The organism is Amycolatopsis vastitatis, from assembly GCF_002234595.1.
GTDB classification, from domain to species: Bacteria; Actinomycetota; Actinomycetes; order Mycobacteriales; family Pseudonocardiaceae; genus Amycolatopsis; species Amycolatopsis vastitatis.
The window spans coordinates 142,106-157,902 of record NZ_NMUL01000021.1; the positions used below are offsets into that span (position 1 = coordinate 142,106).

Below are 15,797 nucleotides of genomic sequence, written 5' to 3' on the forward strand. Positions count from 1 at the left end.
TAGTGACGAGCCGGTACACATACCCGGTGTACCTGGGCATGCGTACCGAACTCAGGAAGGGGGATGTGAACAGGATTTCCGGCGGAATCGGGCCGGGAAAAGGATCAGGAAGCGCCGTCGGTGAGGACGAAGGTGTTGCCGTCGGGGTCCGAGAACGTGGCCTGCTTGCCCCACGGCGTCTGCATGGGGTCGTCGACCGTGAGTCCCGCCTGGCGCAAGGATTCCACGTCGGCGTCGGTGTTCTTCGTCTGGAGCATCACGTTGACCACGTGGGGCGCGTCGGGCATCCAGTTGCACAGCACGAACGAGGCCTGGCCACCGGCCGGCGCCACTTCGATCCAGCGCGCATTGTTTCCCATCGGCAGCGGGGTGTCGTTACGCACCTCGAATCCGAGGGTGTCGACGTAGAAAGCCTTCGCTTTGTCCTGGTCGGCGACCGGGATCGTCAATTTCTGCAGATGTGAAATCTCCATGGCAACCATCGTAGGTAGGAAGTCTCCTACATGTCAAGCCGGGTACGGGCGGCCACTCCGGGCAACGTCGGAGTAACCCCCGGCCGGGCCGAGGCGCAGGCTGGACCCATGATCGGCCGCGTCCTGATCGCCGGTGGCGGCATCGCCGGGCTCGCCCTCGCCACCGCACTCCGGCACCGCGGAGTCGATGCCGTCGTGGCCGAGCACGCCTCGGCGCCCGGCCGCTCCGGCGCCGGGCTGGTCCTCGCCCCCAACGCGATGAAAGCTTTGCACGCCATCGAACCCGGGCTCGCCGCGGCGGTGCGCGCGACCGGCCGTCCCTCGGGCGTGCGCGGATCCACCGGCCACCGGACCCCGTTCCTCGACGCGCGGGGGCGGGAACTGGGCCGGGTTTCGTTCGACGGCTTCGAGGAGCGCTGGGGCCAGCCCGCGGTGGCGATCCTGCGCGCCGGCCTCCACGCGGTGCTGCTCGGCGCGGCCGAGGCCGCGGGTGCCGAGATCGTCACCGGATTCACGGCGCAGCGGTACACCGGCCACGGTTCCTCGGTCGAACTCGTCGCGTCCGACGGGCGCAGGCTCCGGGGTGACGCCCTGGTCGGTGCCGACGGGCTGCGGTCGGCCGTCCGGCGGGACCTGCTCGGCCCCGGGGAACCCCGGTACCGGGGAATCACCGCGGTGCGCGGGACCGGCGCGGCACCGCGGGCCCATCCGGACGGCTTCATCGCCTACGGGAAGGGAATCGTGGTGTTCGCCGCCGGCATCGGGGACGGGCGGGTCTACTGGGTGGCCTCGATGGCCGCCCGGCGCGGCGAATGGCCACGGCGGCCCGCCACCGAGGCGCTGCGGCTCGTCCGCGACCGCCTCGGCACCTGGGCTCCGGCCGTGCGTCAGGTGGTGGCCACGGCCGGGGAGGCCGACTGCGTCGTCACCGACGTGTTCGACCGGCCGCCTTCGCGCGTCTGGCACCGCGGACGCGTGACGCTGGCCGGCGACGCGATTCACCCCATGGTGTACACCCTGGGACAGGGTGCGGGCATGGCCTTGGAGGACGCCGCGGTGCTCGGCGTCCGCCTGTCCACGGACGACACGGCGGAATCCGCCTTGGCCGGGTACTCCGCCGAACGGACCGCGCGAACCGCCAAGGTCGTCCGGCAGTCGCGGATGCTCGGGCGGGTGGCCCACGTCCGGTCGCCTGCCGGCACCGCACTGCGGGACGCCGTGCTCCGGATCGTCACCCGGGCCACCGGCGACGACCGGCAGAACGCCGCGCTCTTCGGCTGGTCGCCGCCGGGCTGACGATCAAGCGGAGGCCAGGTAGGCGGCGCCCCGCGGAGAGATCCGGTAGCCCGTCCCCAGGCTGATGGTGAGCCCGAGGTTCTTGAGCTTCCGCACGTCGAGCTTGAACTGCGCCGGGTCACGACCGATCTCGGCCGCCAGGTCCCCGGCGCGGACGGCGGGACGCCGTTCGATGACTTTCAACGTGGCCTCGGTCCACGGCCCGGTCGAACTCGCCCGGTCGAGCCGCGCCAGCCGGGCGGCGATGTCCGCGACGTCGGCTGCCGAAAGCTCGTCGGCCGCCGCGAGCTCGTCGCGCGGGTCGGCCTCCTCGACGAACCTGATCGCCAGCCGGTACACCGGATCCGCCTCGCGGCCCCGGAGGTCCGCGACCACTTCCGCCGCCGAGCCGTAGCCCGCCGCGACGGCGTCGCTGTCGGTGATCCCGGCCGGTTCGACGACGTCCACCGCGTCCACGGCCACCCGGCCGAGCGCCGTCCGGTAGACCGCCCCGGCCGTGGCCTGCCGCTGCCGCCACCGGCGGAACAGCACCGTGATGTCCCCGCGGCGGATGCCGTCGTGCCGTTCCTTCTCGATCAGCATGGCCGGCAGCCTAGCCGCCGACCGCCGCCGCCCGCTCGGTCGCGACCGGCTCGAGCAGCCGCCGCGGGTTGGCGCACACGTGATCCGGCTCCGGTGCTTCGCCGGTCAGGAAGAACGTGCCGACCAGCTCGTTCAGTTCCGCGTTGCCGTAGAAGGGGAAGACGCGGTGATGGGCGGTGTCGGCGACCGTGACGAACGTCGACCGCTCGCCCAGCACCTCGTGCATCCGGCGCGCGGCCGCCCACGGCGTCGACATGTCTTCATCCGCCGCGACGAGCAGGTACCGCCCGCCGCCGGACCCCGCGCCCAGCTCGGTGGCCGGTTCGGCCGGCGCGACCGGCCAGAACGCGGGTGCCTTGATCCCGTCGAGCGCGGCACCGGTCCACGGGAACTCCGCCGCGCCGGCCCGCATGTCGCGTTCGTACAGCGCCGGGCTGCGCGGCCAGGAAGCGTCGCCGGCCAGGATCGCCAGCTGCGCGACAGTCCCGCTCTCCTCCTTCGGCTCGCCGAACATCCGGCCGAGGAACTCCAGGCTGCCGGAGTCCAGCTGCCGGCCGGTGGTCACGTGCCGGAGGATGTCCGCGAGCACCGGGTAGGCCAGCTCGCTGTTGAGGATCCCCACCGGGATCAGCCGGACCAGAGTGCGGTCGAGCGGGAAGCCCATGAGCGTCACCTGCTCGCCGCCGTCGACCGCGGCGAGCACGTGGTCGTACCGCGCACGCACCTCCGCCGCGGTCGCGCCGAGCGCGTAGTCCGCGTCCCTCGTGGCGGCCCAGCGGCACCAGCGGGCGAGCGCCCGCTCGCCGCCCGAGGGGAAGTCGGTGAACAGCCCGCGCCACACCCAGTCAGGACTGCAGATGGCGTCCAGCACGGCACGGCCGAGGTGGTCGCCGAACATCTCGCCGTACACCGCACCGAGGTAGGTGCCGTAGGAGTAGCCGAGGTAGTGGACGCGGCGGGCGCCGACCACCGCCCGGATGACGTCCATGTCCCGGCAGATGTTGCGCGAGCTGGCGTGGGCGAGGAGGTCGAGCGTCCCCGCCGAGCACTTGGCCGCCACGGTCGCCTGGTACCGGATCTCGCTGTCGAAGGACTCCGGGTAGTGGAAGACCCAGAACCGTTCCTCCGGCGTGAGATCGCAGAAGACCGGCGTGCTCGCCCCCATGAACCGGTGGTCGAAGCCGACGATGTCAAAGGCTTCCACCAGCGCCGACGGCAGCGTGCCGAGCAGGTCGCCGAGCAGGCGCAGGCCCCGGTTGCCGAGGTCGTCGCCGGGTCCGATCAGCAAGGTCCCCCGCGATGCGCCGGTCGCCGCGTGCCGGGCGATCCCGATCTCGATGTCGCGTCCGCCGGGCTTCCGGTAGTCGAGCGGGACCCGGATGGTGGCCCGGCGGGCGCCGCCGACACCGGGGTCGGGGGCGGACCACGTGATCCGCTGGTTGTGGTAGGCGTTCAGCGCGCTGCCGGCCATGGTCACTCCCGATCGTCGAGCCGGACGTCGGACTCGGGCAGCCTGCCCGTGATGAGGAACTCCGCCACCAGCGAATTGACGCGCTCGTCGCCGGCGAACGGGAACACGCGGTGCTCGGCCATGTTCCCCACGAGCACCGATCTCGTCCCCTCGCCCAGCAGCTCGCGCAGGCGGGCGGCGCCGGCGGCCGTGGTGAACATGTCGTGCTCCGCTTGGACGAGCAGGACTCCCTCGGCCTTCGCCGGGCCGAACGAGGTGGGCGGTTCGGCGGGCTGGACCGGCCAGAACGCCCCGGCCTTGATCCCGCACAGAGCCGGGCCCATGAACCCGGTCGCCGCCTCGTAGGCCGACTCGTAGAACTCGATCGACCGCGGCCAGGCTGCGTCCCCGCAGAGGATCGCCAGCTGGGCGGCCGCCGTCTCGGCGCCCCGGGGCGCGGCGAACAACGCGCCGAGCAGCTGCTGGGTCGCCGCGGAAAGAACCTCACCGGTGCGCGCGCACCGCACGACGTCCGCGAGCGCGGGGTGGGAACGCCGGGAGCTCAACAGCATCATCGTCAGCACGCGGAACAGCCGGCCATCCAGCGGGAGCGGCACGCCGCCGAGCATCAATCCGCCGGCCCCCGCTTTCCGGAGGACGTCGTCGAACGCCGCGCGCACCGCGCCCGCGTCCGGGCCGAGCGCACCGCCCGCGGAACCCGCGCACCACGCGGCCAGTGCGGCCTCGCAATTGTCCGCGAAGTTGACGAAGAGGTCGCGCCACACCCAGTCGGGGCTCAGCACGCTGTCGAGCACGACCCTGCCCGCGTGGTCCCCGAACATCTCGCCGTACACCGCGCCGAGGTACGAGCCGTAGTTGTGGCCCAGCAGGTTGATCCGCTCCTCGCCGAGCGCACGCCGGAGCAGGTCGACGTCGCGGGCGATCGCGCGGGTGGAGATGTGCGGGAGCGTCTCGAGCGAGTGGGCGGCCGCTTTGGCGGCGATCTCGGCCTGGAAGCGGACCTCCGCCGGGAACGAGTCCGGGTGGTGGAACACCCAGAAGATCTCGCGCTGGTCCAGGCCCCAGCGCAGGGGCACGCTGTCGCCGCTGAACCGGTGGTCGAAGCCGACCACGTCGAACCGCCGGGTGAGGGACTCCGGCAGCGCGCCGGCGACCTGACCGGTGAACGGCACGCCGGGGCTGCCGGGGTCGTCGGGCAGGACGACCAGCACCCCGATCCGGTTCTCCGGTTCGGTCGCCGGGTACCGGACCACGGAGAGGTCGATTTCCGCGCCGTGCGCCGCGGCGTGGTCGACCGGCACTGTCAGGGAAGCCCGCTGCGCACCGTTCTGCCCGGCGGCGGTCCAGTCGAGATCCGTCGTGCTCGCGCGGCTCATCCTGCCCTCCTGATCTCGTAGAGCACGTTGAACGGCGTGGGTGAGACGAGTTCGCGGGGCGCCGCGAGCCCGGCGTTCGCACACAGGCGGGTCAGCTCGGGCCGCGGCAGTCCCAGCATGCCCGCGGCGACGGGCCCGTTCCGGGTCAGCGGCACCGAGTACAGCGTGCTGGTGCCGTAGAGGAAAGCCGCGACCTCGCCCACGTTCTCGGCGGGATCCGCCGAGCAGTTGGTCTCCAGCAACAGGAAGACCCCGGTGGGTGCCAGGGTTTCGGCGATCCGGCGGAGCACCCCCGCGGGATCGGCGGCCAGGTGCAGCGAGTCGAACGCCAGCACGAGATCGTACGGACCGGCCAGCCCGTCGGCGAACTCCGCCACGAGCTCGATGCGGACCCGGTCCTCGACGCCGCGCGAGGCCGCCTCACGGCGCGCCCGGTCGACGTTGAGCTGGTGACGGTCGTACCCTTCGGCGCGCACACCCGCGTAACGACCGGCGACGAGGGCCGGCGCGGCACCGGACCCGCACGCGAGGTGGGCGACGCGCCCGCCCGCCTCGAGTGCCTGCCCGAGCCCCGGGACGAGCGGGATCCACTGGTCGAGCAGCATCGCCTCGAGCCACTTCTCGCTCATCAGCCAGTTGGCCTCGTACATCGCGTCCGGGTAGTCTGCCGGCGTGAGCCCCCGCCCGGTCCGGAAGCCGCGTTCCACGGCCGGGACCATCGCCGCGAGCGGCGGCAGCAGACGGGCGATTCCGCCGACGTAGAACGGGGATTCCCGGTCGCCGAGGACGGCCGCGAACGCCGGCCGGAGCCGGAACCCCGCCGGGCTCGCCTCGAGGTAGCCTGCCGCGGTGAGCGTGCGGGCCCACTCGAGGGCGTACCGGGCGTCCACTTCGGACTCCCGGGCGAGCTGCCCGGCATCGCGCGGCTCGCCGTCCGCCAGGACGGCGAGCAGATCGAGCCGGTCGCCGAGGGCGAGCGCGAGCGCGACCATGGCCCGGCTGAGGTCCGTCATGAACCGTGCGCCGGCCGCCAGCGTCTCCCCCACGTCCGGGCCGGCCTCCCGGCGCGCTTGGTCTTCCGTCTGCACCTCGCGTGCCCTCCTCGCTGGTCACAGCCCGGCTCGCCCACCGGCCGGTGGCCGGGGAGGGCGAGCCGGAGTCCGGCGGCTGGGATCCGCCGGCCGCCCGGAGGCCGGACGACCGGCGCCGCGCGGGCCTAGTGTCGCGCGTCGCAAGTTGTTTGGCGTTCGGGCCGAGCGCCCCAATGTGGCGTTCGGTGCGTCCAACGCACCCAATGTGGCGTTCGGTGCGTCCAACGCACCCAACGCCACATTGGGGCGCATCCCCGGGCCGCTGTCAACGAACCTCGGACGCGCGGGCCTAGCCGCCGGCCACGGACTCCCGGCGGGTGAACCACATCGGCAGCTCCGCGAGGCCGCGCAGCACACCGGTCTCGCGGTACTCGAGCTTCTCGACGGGGCACGCCAGCGTCATCTCCGGGAACTCGCGGAGCAGCGACGTGAACGCGATCTCGGTCTCCAGGCGGGAGAGCGGCGCCCCGATGCAGTGGTGGATGCCGTACCCGAACGCGAGGTGGTTGCGGTCGCCGCGGCCGACGTCGAGCGACTCGCCGCCGGTGAACCTGCGCTCGTCGCGGTTCGCCGCGGCGTTGGCGATCGTGACCAGGCCGCCCGCGGGGATCGTCACGTCGCCGATGGTCACCGGCTCGGTGGCGACCCGCAGCATCGCGCGTTCGACGGGACCGTCGTAGCGGGCCAGCTCCTCGACCGCCGAGGGCATCAGGGCCGGGTCCCGCCGCAACCGCTCCAGCTCGGCAGGATTCTGCAGCAGCGCCAGCATGCCGTTGCCGATCAGGTTGACCGTGGTCTTGTACCCGGCGATCAGCAGGAGACCCGCCGTGGAGACGACTTCCTTCTCGGTGAACACGTCGCCGGAGTCGCCGGCGACGATCAGGGCGCTGAGCAGGTCGGCCTGCTCCTCCTCGTGCCCCGAGCCCGGCTTCAGCTCCGCGCGCTTGCGGGCGACGAGGTCGATGAAGTACTGCCGCAGCAGGCCGTTCGCTTCGTAAGGCGCGATGCGTTCGCCCTTGACGTAGGTCGGCGTCAGCGCGGCCAGCACCCAGTTGGTGAAGCTCACCGCGTCCTGGTAGGGCACGCCGAGCAGCTCGCAGATCACCTTGATCGGCATCGGCGCGGCGAAGGTGCTCATGAAGTCGACCTGCGCGGTGACGTCGATCGACGCGAGCAGCTCGTCGGTGATCCGCTGGATGCGGGGACGGAGCCGTTCGACCCGCCGGGCCGTGAAGGCCTTGTTCGCCAGCTGCCGCAGCCGGGTGTGGTCGGGCGGGTCGGCGTTGAGCATGTGCGGCTCGGAATCCTCTTCGCCCTCGTCGTACAGCTCGGTCAGCCGCATGACCTCCCACATGTTCCGGGGGTCGCGGGAGAGCCGCCGGTCGGCGAGCGCGGCCCGCGCCTCGTCGTACCGCGTGATCACCCAGTGCCGGATCCCGCGCGGCTCGGTGACGAGCTCGACCGGTCCTTCGCCGCGCATCCGTGCGTAGACCGGGAAGGGGTCGTTGCGGTGGGCTTTCTGATAGAGCGGGTGAAGGCCGGCTTCGCTGTGTGTCATTTCTCGGTCCTTCCTGCGAAGATCAGGCGTGAATTCCCGTCATCGTTTCCCGAAGGCTAAACTGGCTTGCGCGCACCTGCTTCTTCGAAGTTGGCTACTCCGTGCCGCGCCCCGTCCCGCAACCGTTCAGGGGCGCGGGCGGGATCCCCGGGAGCTGCCGGTCCGGGCCCGGTTGACGATCGAGCGCAGGACGACCGGGCCCGCCATGGCCTGGAAGTTGATGCCCGGATCCAGTTGCTTCACCTGTCCCTCGATGGCGAGCAGCGCCATGAACGGGAAAATGAATTCGGCGCGCGAGAACGCGCGGTGCCGCCGCTGGATGGCGAAGAACCGGGCCGCGAAACCGGCCAGCGAGAAATCACCGGCGGTCATTCCCGTCGTGGTGGCGATCAATTCCTCCATATCCACCCGGAAACCGGCCTCGTCGGCCGGTGCGACCGGCTTCGCCGCGGCGGCGAGCGCGTGGGTGGCGCAGACTTCGGCGTTGCCGCTGGCCATGCCGAGGAAGAACTCGGCGAAGTGGCTGCGCATGTCCTCGTCGAGTTCGTAGCTGAAGCCGGCGTCGACGATCGCGAGCCGCCCGTCCGGCAGCGACCACCAGTTGCCCGGATGCAGGTCGCAGTGCACCGTGCCGGTCACGAAAAGCATCTCGTACACCGTCAGGACCAGCCGCTTGGCCACCCGGCGTCCGTTGTCGAACCGGCGCCCGCCGGCCTGCCCCGGCACCCAGGTCATCACGAGCCGGTCGGCGTCGCTGTAGTCCGCGAGCACGTGCGGGAAGACCACGGGCAGGGCGTCCTCCAGCTCCTCGAAGCGGCTGAGGGTCGCCGCCTCGGCGACGAGGTCCGTCTGGCGCCGCACGGATTCGCAGATCTCGTGCACGACCCCGCGCAGTGGCCCGCCGGATCGCCGCATCAGCGCACCCCACCACCGGGCGAGCAGGCCGATCAGGTCGAGGTCGACGCGCAGCCGTTCCGCGGCGCCCGGCTGGATGATCTTCAACGCCGCGTCGACGTCGCCGAAGCGCCGGCGCCGGACCACCGCCACCGAGCCGATCTCGATTCCCGCCGACGCACCGTTTCCGGCCCGGCCCCGCGCCAACCCGGACTCGAGCACGTCGCAGAGCCGGTCCGGGAGCACGTCGCGCCGGCTCGACATCAGCTGCCCGACCTTGACGAAGGCCGGGCCCAGCCGCCAGAGGCAGGCACAGATGATCGCGCCTGCCGCACCGGCCGACCGCTCGGTGCTGCCCCGGGCCCTGACCAGTGCGCCCGCCAGCCGGGCGCACACTCCGCAGAGCACCGCCGCGATCTGCACCGACCGCACGGCCGAGCGCACCACGGCCGGCGCGTTCATCGGCCGCCTGCCCTTCCCGTGGCTCTCCCGGCCAGGTACCGGGCGAGCGCGGCCAGGTAGTCGGCCCAGCCCTCCCGGTACCCCTCGGCCAGCGACGGTGGCGGATCGAGGTGCCTCAGCCGCAACGCCGAGCCGCCCGCGCCTCGCGGGGTCACTTCGACTTCGACGACGCTGTCGGGATATCCCTCGTCCTCGAGCCGGAAGCGGAACCGGCCGCCGTCGGCACTCCGGTGACCTTCGACGACGGTCGCGTACTTCGAATACGCATTCCCGTCTTCGGAAAAACGGATCTCGTAGCGGCCGCCGCGATCCCGGCGGCACGGCTCGAACCACGCGGAAACGATTCGCGGAACGGTCACGCACCGCCAGAGTTCGGCGGTGCCGCAGGCGAACTCACGGCGCACCTCGACCACTCCGGACGACTCCCGTTGAGTGTCCACTGTGGTCACAGCACGCCTCCCGCCCCGGCCATGCCGGCCATCGTAACACCGCGCGGATCCGCGGAAAACCGTCGGCGAGTCCCGCCGGATCGGGCAATTTCGGACAACTTCCCGGCCCGCGGGTCGAACACAATCCCCACCACGACTGCCCGATTCCCGTTTCTCGCGGCACCGGGGTGAGGAGTATCCGATGGGTGAAACCGCCGGCCACCGGGCCGCCGGGGAGACCGTGCCCCGCCCGATGGCGATGCTGGCCGAGGCCATGACCGCGGCACTGCTCGAGTTCGGTTCGCGCACCGGCCTGGCCGCCGCGCTGGGCGCGGGCCCCGCGGACGTCGCCGAACTCTCCCGCCGCGCGGGCGGCGACGCGCGGATGACCGAAGAGTGGCTGCGGGGCCTGGTCGCGGCGGGGTTCGCGACGCGCACGGACGCCGGGTACACCTGGGCCCCGGAAGCCGTGGCGTGGTTCGGAACGCCGGGCGGACCGGCCGATCTTCAGCCCGGCCTCGCCCTGTCGGGCGCGCTCACCCGCTGCGTGCCTGCCGCCGCGGACGCCTTCCCCCTGGGTGGCGTGCTGGAGAGCGAGCGGTACCCCCGTGAGCTGGCCGACGCGATGCAGCGGATGAGTACACAGTGGACCACGTTCTTGCTGCCCGGGATCTGGCTGCCTGCGGTGCCCGGGCTCACCGACGCCCTCCGCGCGGGTGGCCGGGTCGCGGAGATCGGCTGCGCGTCGGGCGAGACTCTCGAGTCGCTGGCGACGACCTTCCCGCGCATCACGGCCGAGGGGTTCGACCTCGACGAACGGCTGACGAAGACGGGCAACGCCCGGCTGTCGGAGCACGGTCTCGCCGACCGGGTCGTCCTCCGGCCGGTCGACGCCGCCACCGGGATGACCGGCCACTACGACCTGGTGCTGGCTCTGAGCGTGCTCCACGACGCCACCGATCCCCCGGCACTGATGCGCGCCGCGGCGTCCGCGTTGCGGCCGTCGGGCTGTTTGCTCGTGGTGGAGTCGCCGCCCGTTTCCGGCCCCCTGGCCGCGATGTTGCTGACGACCAGCCTCCTCTACTGCGTGCCCACCACGGCGGCACGCGGAGGCCGGCCGCTCGGCACCCTCGGCCTCCCGCCCGAGGCGCTCCTCCCCCTCGCCGAAGAGGCCGGGCTCCGGCCGGTCCCCGACCTGCCCGCGGTCCATCCGCTCGTGGCCGCGTCGGCTTTCCGGCGCCCGGACGCCGTCACCCGGCCCGCCCCCGTCCCCCTGCCCGAGACCGGCAGGCTGCCCCGGGCCGGCCGCGGCCGGATCGGCGCCCGCGCGCTCCACCTCACCGCCCGCACGGGTCTCGCCGCCGCCCGGCTCGGTCCACTGTGGACGGCCGACCGGCTCCGGGGCGGCCGGGCCGCCGCGCAGGTTCGCTTGGCCCGGCGAATCGTCCGGGTGCTGGAACGGCTGGGCCCGGCGTACGTGAAGTTCGGCCAGATGCTGGCCAGCCGCGTCGACCTCTTCCCGGCGGAGGTGACCGAACAGCTCGGCACCCTGCACGACGACGTCACGCCGATGGCGGACGCGGAGTTCCGCCGTCAGCTCGCGCTGGCCGGGCGGCAGCAGCCGAACCTGCGCCGGCTCAGGATGACCGGCCGCCGCCTCGGCAGCGGGAGCATCGCGTGCGTCTACGAAGCGATCGAGCCCGACGGCAACCCCGTCGCGGTCAAGCTGCAGCGCGAGGGCGTCGCCGAGTCGATGTCGGTCGACCTCGCCCTGATGTCCTCGGTGACGCGGCGGGCCGAGCGCCTTCCCGCGGCGGGCGGGGCGCCGCTCGCCGATCTCGTCGGCTACCTCGGCCGTGCCCTGTACGGGCAGATCGACTTCGTCCGCGAGGCGGCCTGCACCCGCCGGCTGGCGGCGAACCTGGCCCACCACCCCGGCATCGTCGTGCCACGCGTCCGCGACGAATACACCTGCGGCGCGGCACTGGTCACCGACCTGGTCGACGGGCTGACCGGCGGCTCTCCGCCCGAGCTCGGCGCCGCCGTACGCGACGACGCCGCGTCGCGCGCGCTGAGCGCGGTCGGCGCGATGATCTTCCGCGACGGCTTCGTGCACTGCGACCTGCACCCCGGCAACATCTACGTCCGGCAGGACGGTTCGGTGGTCATGCTCGACGCCGGGTACAGCGTCGAGATACCCGAAGCGGTGGGCCGCGCCCTGCGGGACTTCTTCGTGAACCTCGCCCTGCGCAACGGGACGCGGTGCGGCGAGGTCATGTACGACTCGGCCTTCCCCGGCGGGCCTCCGCCACGGCACTCGGCGGCCGACCGAACCGCCTTCGCCGCCGAGATCGCCGACCTGGTCCGGGCGGCGACCGCGGATCGCTTCGACATGACGGACTTCGGCCCCAAGGTCTTCGAATCACAGAAGAAGTTCGGGGTGCATCCCCCCGCCGACTTCGCGTTCCCCCTGATGTCGCTGATGATCGTCGAGGGCACCCTGCGCCGGTGGTGGCCCGGCCTGCAGATCCCGGCGGCCACCGGGCTGGGCTGATCCGTCACACCTCCGCGGCTCGGCACAGCGCGTGCCGCCAGGTCGCGGCGAAGCGGTCGCACACCATCTCGCGCGCCTCGGCGTCGATGTCGATCGCCAGCCAGCCGCTGTGCCGCACCGTGAGCTCCAGCGACTCCCGCCCCACGCCGATCCCGATGTCGGCGCGGGTGGGCCGGGCGCCGGGGACGACGCCGATCCCGATGACGAGCCGGTCGTCGTAGTGGACCTGCCAGCCGGTGATCGGGAACGGCCGCGCGCCGTGGGAGTCGACGACGTGGAACCAGCGCGGCGGCCACCCGGTCCCGGAGAGCGGCAGCCAGTCGCCGAGCACCGCGCCGTGCAGTGGCCGCCGTCCGGTCCCGCCGAGATCGCGGGCGACGACGATCGCGTCGCCGTCGTCCGGGCCGGGCGACCGGGAACCGGTCTGCCCCACCACGGCGGTCAGCCGGTCGAGCCGGTGCCGCCACAGTTCCCGTGCCTGGTGGACGGTGGCCGGATCTTCGGTGGCGAGCTGCTCCGACAGCCTGATCCGCGTCCGGCCCGGCCGCGGTTCGGACACTTCCACGCGGACGAAGGTGAGGGGCTCGACGCCGAGGTAGGCGGAGGTGAACTCGAGCAGCCTGCCGGGTTCCAGCGTCTCGATCCAAAGCCGGTAGTGCGACGCCGCGCCGGTCCGGACCACGACCTGCTGGGCCACGTGGGTGATGTCCCGGCCGAGCCGGCCCCACCACGGCCGCGCGCGGCGGGCCTCGACGAGCGTCGGCCAGGCCGCACCGACGTCACCGGGCAGCTCGGCCACGAGCTCGATCGCGTACGGGATCATCCCGGCCGCCGGTCCGCCCAGTCGTGGACGGGCGAGGTCCAGGTCGCGACCGCCCGGCCGTCGACGACCGCGCGGACCACCGTGCCCCGCCCACCCGCAACGCGGTGCCGTCCACCGCGAACCGGCCGGCACAGCGCCACCAGCCGGTCGACGGATCGCCCGTCCCTGGCCACCGAACTGCCCGCGACGCCGGCGATCGCCGCCAACGGACGGTCCGGCGTCGGCTGCGGGCCGCCGAGGACGAGTTCGCCGGGGACGGAGTTCCCGGCGTCCAGCAGCAGTTCGGCGGCTTGGGCGCCCCAGTCCGGTGGCACCGTGGCGAACCCCGCGGCGGCCGCCGCGCCCGCGCTCGGGCCCGCCATCCCGACGTCCGACCACAACGACCACTCCGCGGTGACCAGCCGCACCCCGCGGTGCTTGCGGCGCAGCCGCGCCGCCTCGAGCCGGACCAGCTCGTTGGCGAGGGCGTACCCGCCGAACAAGGGGTGCGGGCGCCGTGATTCGGCCGACCCGAACACCACCACCGAACGGAGCCCGCCCGGGGCGAGCGCGCGGACAAGCGTGCGCAACGCGGCCGCCTTGGCCGGCGCCAGCCGCTCCAGCCGTCCGGCGCCGATGTCCCGCAACGGGTGCAGCTCCAGCTCTCCCGCCGCGTGGACGAGCGCGGTCACCGGGAACGGGCTGTCCGGCACTGCCTTCGTGACGTCGGATTGGTGCACGACGACGCGAGTCGCTCGCGCGACCGCCGCCAGCCGGTGCTGGTCGGCGAGCGCGAGCCCGCTCACCGGGCGCCGGTCGAGCAGCCAAAGCCGGTGTCCCGCCGCGCCGAGCCGGGCGGCCAGCGCCAGCCCGAGCCCGCCGAGGCCGCCGGAGATCGCTATCCCCGTGGGGCCCATCGGCCGTCCGGCCGGGAGCAGGCGGTGGTGCGCCCAGCGTTCCGGCCGCGGCCGGAACGCGGCGTGTGTGTCCCGCACGACCTCGCGGCACGTCAGCCGCGGCCACTCGGCCGACGCGGCCAGCAGCAGGCTCCGGCCGCCCGCGCCCCGGTGGACGAGGGTCAGCGGGACCCCGCCGTCGGCCGCCGCGTGGATCGCCTCCAGCACCAGGGTGGCGTCACCCGCGCGCCAGCGCGCGCCGAGTTCGACGACGATTCCGTCGTCGTCCACTCGAATAGCGGAATCGGAAATCGGCTCGCCCACCGGAATGCTTCGTTTCGGACGGCGGACCACCGGAACAAATGTCAAATCCGTTCCCGGCCGGAGATTCGTTCCCACCAAAACCCTCCCGAGAGCGCAGGAGACCGGCAAATGAGATTGTCCGGTGCCTCGATCTTACCTGATCGACTTGACCCTCACCAGTGCCGACGCGACCAGGTGGCGCAATGGCAAGTCGCGAGAAGTTTCCCGGGTGACCCGCTCGTAGCGTGACAGCAAGCAGACCCGACATAGCCAGCACGGAGGCACAGCCGATGGCCATTGATCTGTGCAACAAATCAGCACAATCGCTGAGTGAACTGGATCTCCAGGCCGCTCTTCCGGTCGACGTCCCCCCGCTCGAGTCGCTGCGGAGCGAACAGCGGGACGCATTGAACTTCGCCTACCGCACGACGCTGAGCGTGGACCCGCGGTTCGTCGCGGGCGACCCGGCCGCGTGGGCGAGCGACTTCGGTTACGCCCTCAACCGGGCCGCCGTCCGCGTCGACAGCCGCACCGACGAAGAACTGCGGCACGACGCGCTGCACCACCCGGACCGCGTGTTGCGCGAGCAGGCCGTCTACGAGTACGCGGACCGCGATCTCCCCGACGCCTTCGAAGTGCTCTCCGAGGTCGTCCGGACCGAGCAGGACCGCGAGGTCCGCTGGGGCACCTTGTGGGCCATCGAAAAGCTCGGCGGCCCGCACGCGATCGCGGCACTGCGGCGGTTCGAGCGGGACGCCGACCCCGAAATCGCCGAGTGGTCGACGCTGTTCGCGAGCGAGCTGGCCACGGGCGATCCCGCGTTCGACGGCCGTGGCGCGGTCTTCACCGAGGGACGCACCTTCGACGAGACCATCCACCTGCTCATCCACTGCGACCTCTACGTCCGGCTGGACGCCACCAACCGGCACTGGGGCAAGCTGTCGCTCGGACCGCTCGGGCTGGCCCGGATCTACGGCCAGGCGCACGCCTGCCCGAACGTGGCCACGCGTGAGAAGCAGCTGCTGATGGCCAAGACCATCACCGGGCTGCACGCCGACGGCTCGCCGCACATGGACAACTACCTGTTCCGCGGGTTCACCGAGCGGACCCGCAGCGACCGCGGCAACTTCTACTTCGAGTCACAGGTCCCGCGGACGTTCTTCAAGTCGGGCCGCGCGGACGACCCGTCGAAGGGCACCCGCGAGACGAGGATCGGGTTCGCCCGCTACGGCAACTGGCACCTCGACCCGTCGATGCTGGTCCACGGCGAGCCCGCGATCCGGTACGTCCGCGGCCGGTTCCAGGGCTGGGGCTACACCGACGTCGATTCCGTGGCCGGCAAGTCGCTCGACGAGATCCTGCGTCCGGGCAACGGCGTGCTGTCGACGCTGCACGACCCGGAGATCCGCGACCTGACCAACATCTTCATCCTCGGCACCTTCAAGGGCAAGCTCAACGACTGGGACGGCGACGGCCGCATCGACCTCAACTCCCGCGACGTCTACAGCACCGTCGACGGCGAGCTCGACAGCGACCAGGACGGCATCCCCGACGAGCCCGGACGCACGTGCTGCGACTACCGGACCGTGGGCATCTAGCACCGGCGGAACT

General features: G+C 72.5%; 13 protein-coding genes. 3 read left to right on the forward strand and 10 right to left on the reverse strand.

All coding sequences use genetic code 11. The features are described 5' to 3' along the window. Positions 1 to 104: 104 nt before the first annotated feature. Complete coding sequence (locus tag CF165_RS21145; protein WP_205660924.1) at positions 105 to 482, reverse strand: VOC family protein; 378 nt, start codon at positions 480 to 482, stop codon at positions 105 to 107. Between the two features lie 99 nt (positions 483 to 581). On the opposite strand from CF165_RS21145, the gene CF165_RS21150 reads away from it, so the two are divergent. Continuing rightward, positions 582 to 1,769 carry an FAD-dependent monooxygenase gene (locus tag CF165_RS21150; protein ID WP_158226806.1) on the forward strand — a complete coding sequence of 396 codons (1,188 nt, stop codon included), beginning with the start codon at positions 582 to 584 and terminating at the stop codon, positions 1,767 to 1,769. A 3-nt stretch (positions 1,770 to 1,772) separates the two neighbouring features. Here CF165_RS21150 and CF165_RS21155 read toward each other — a convergent pair whose 3' ends face one another. From CF165_RS21155 to CF165_RS51260, 7 genes are all read right to left on the reverse strand, one after another. Beyond that, positions 1,773 to 2,351, reverse strand: coding sequence for a hypothetical protein (locus CF165_RS21155; RefSeq protein WP_093949259.1), 579 nt, complete (start codon positions 2,349 to 2,351; stop codon positions 1,773 to 1,775). A 10-nt stretch (positions 2,352 to 2,361) separates the two neighbouring features. Next, complete coding sequence (locus tag CF165_RS21160; protein ID WP_093949260.1) at positions 2,362 to 3,822, reverse strand: alpha/beta fold hydrolase; 1,461 nt, start codon at positions 3,820 to 3,822, stop codon at positions 2,362 to 2,364. A 2-nt stretch (positions 3,823 to 3,824) separates the two neighbouring features. Next, the gene (locus tag CF165_RS21165) at positions 3,825 to 5,198 is read right to left on the reverse strand and encodes an alpha/beta fold hydrolase (RefSeq protein ID WP_093949261.1); all 1,374 of its coding nucleotides are present in this window, start codon (positions 5,196 to 5,198) and stop codon (positions 3,825 to 3,827) included. Next, positions 5,195 to 6,286, reverse strand: coding sequence for a class I SAM-dependent methyltransferase (locus CF165_RS21170; RefSeq protein WP_093949262.1), 1,092 nt, complete (start codon positions 6,284 to 6,286; stop codon positions 5,195 to 5,197). Before CF165_RS21170 ends, CF165_RS21165 begins: the two co-directional genes overlap by 4 nt. Before the next feature lie 292 nt (positions 6,287 to 6,578). Continuing rightward, on the reverse strand, positions 6,579 to 7,847 hold the full coding sequence (locus CF165_RS21180) for a cytochrome P450 family protein (RefSeq protein ID WP_093949264.1): 1,269 nt from the start codon (positions 7,845 to 7,847) through the stop codon (positions 6,579 to 6,581). Between the two features lie 126 nt (positions 7,848 to 7,973). After that, a complete protein-coding gene (locus CF165_RS21185) occupies positions 7,974 to 9,203 on the reverse strand; it encodes an AarF/UbiB family protein (protein WP_093949265.1) in 1,230 nt (409 codons plus the stop codon). Beyond that, the gene (locus tag CF165_RS51260) at positions 9,200 to 9,652 is read right to left on the reverse strand and encodes an SRPBCC family protein (RefSeq protein WP_158226807.1); all 453 of its coding nucleotides are present in this window, start codon (positions 9,650 to 9,652) and stop codon (positions 9,200 to 9,202) included. Before CF165_RS51260 ends, CF165_RS21185 begins: the two co-directional genes overlap by 4 nt. Before the next feature lie 181 nt (positions 9,653 to 9,833). On the opposite strand from CF165_RS51260, the gene CF165_RS21195 reads away from it, so the two are divergent. After that, positions 9,834 to 12,185, forward strand: a complete 2,352-nt coding sequence (locus tag CF165_RS21195; protein ID WP_093949266.1) for an AarF/UbiB family protein — start codon at positions 9,834 to 9,836, stop codon at positions 12,183 to 12,185. Between the two features lie 4 nt (positions 12,186 to 12,189). Here the strand turns inward: CF165_RS21195 and CF165_RS21200 are convergent, their stop codons facing one another. Then, positions 12,190 to 13,008 (reverse strand): SRPBCC family protein, encoded by an 819-nt coding sequence (locus CF165_RS21200; RefSeq protein ID WP_093949267.1) that lies wholly within the window; start codon positions 13,006 to 13,008, stop codon positions 12,190 to 12,192. Next, on the reverse strand, positions 13,005 to 14,174 hold the full coding sequence (locus CF165_RS21205) for a KR domain-containing protein (RefSeq protein WP_093949268.1): 1,170 nt from the start codon (positions 14,172 to 14,174) through the stop codon (positions 13,005 to 13,007). Before CF165_RS21205 ends, CF165_RS21200 begins: the two co-directional genes overlap by 4 nt. A 302-nt stretch (positions 14,175 to 14,476) precedes the next feature. Here CF165_RS21205 and CF165_RS21210 point away from each other — a divergent pair, with 302 nt between their 5' ends. Further along, positions 14,477 to 15,784, forward strand: a complete 1,308-nt coding sequence (locus CF165_RS21210; protein WP_093949269.1) for a HEAT repeat domain-containing protein — start codon at positions 14,477 to 14,479, stop codon at positions 15,782 to 15,784. Positions 15,785 to 15,797: the final 13 nt, after the last annotated feature.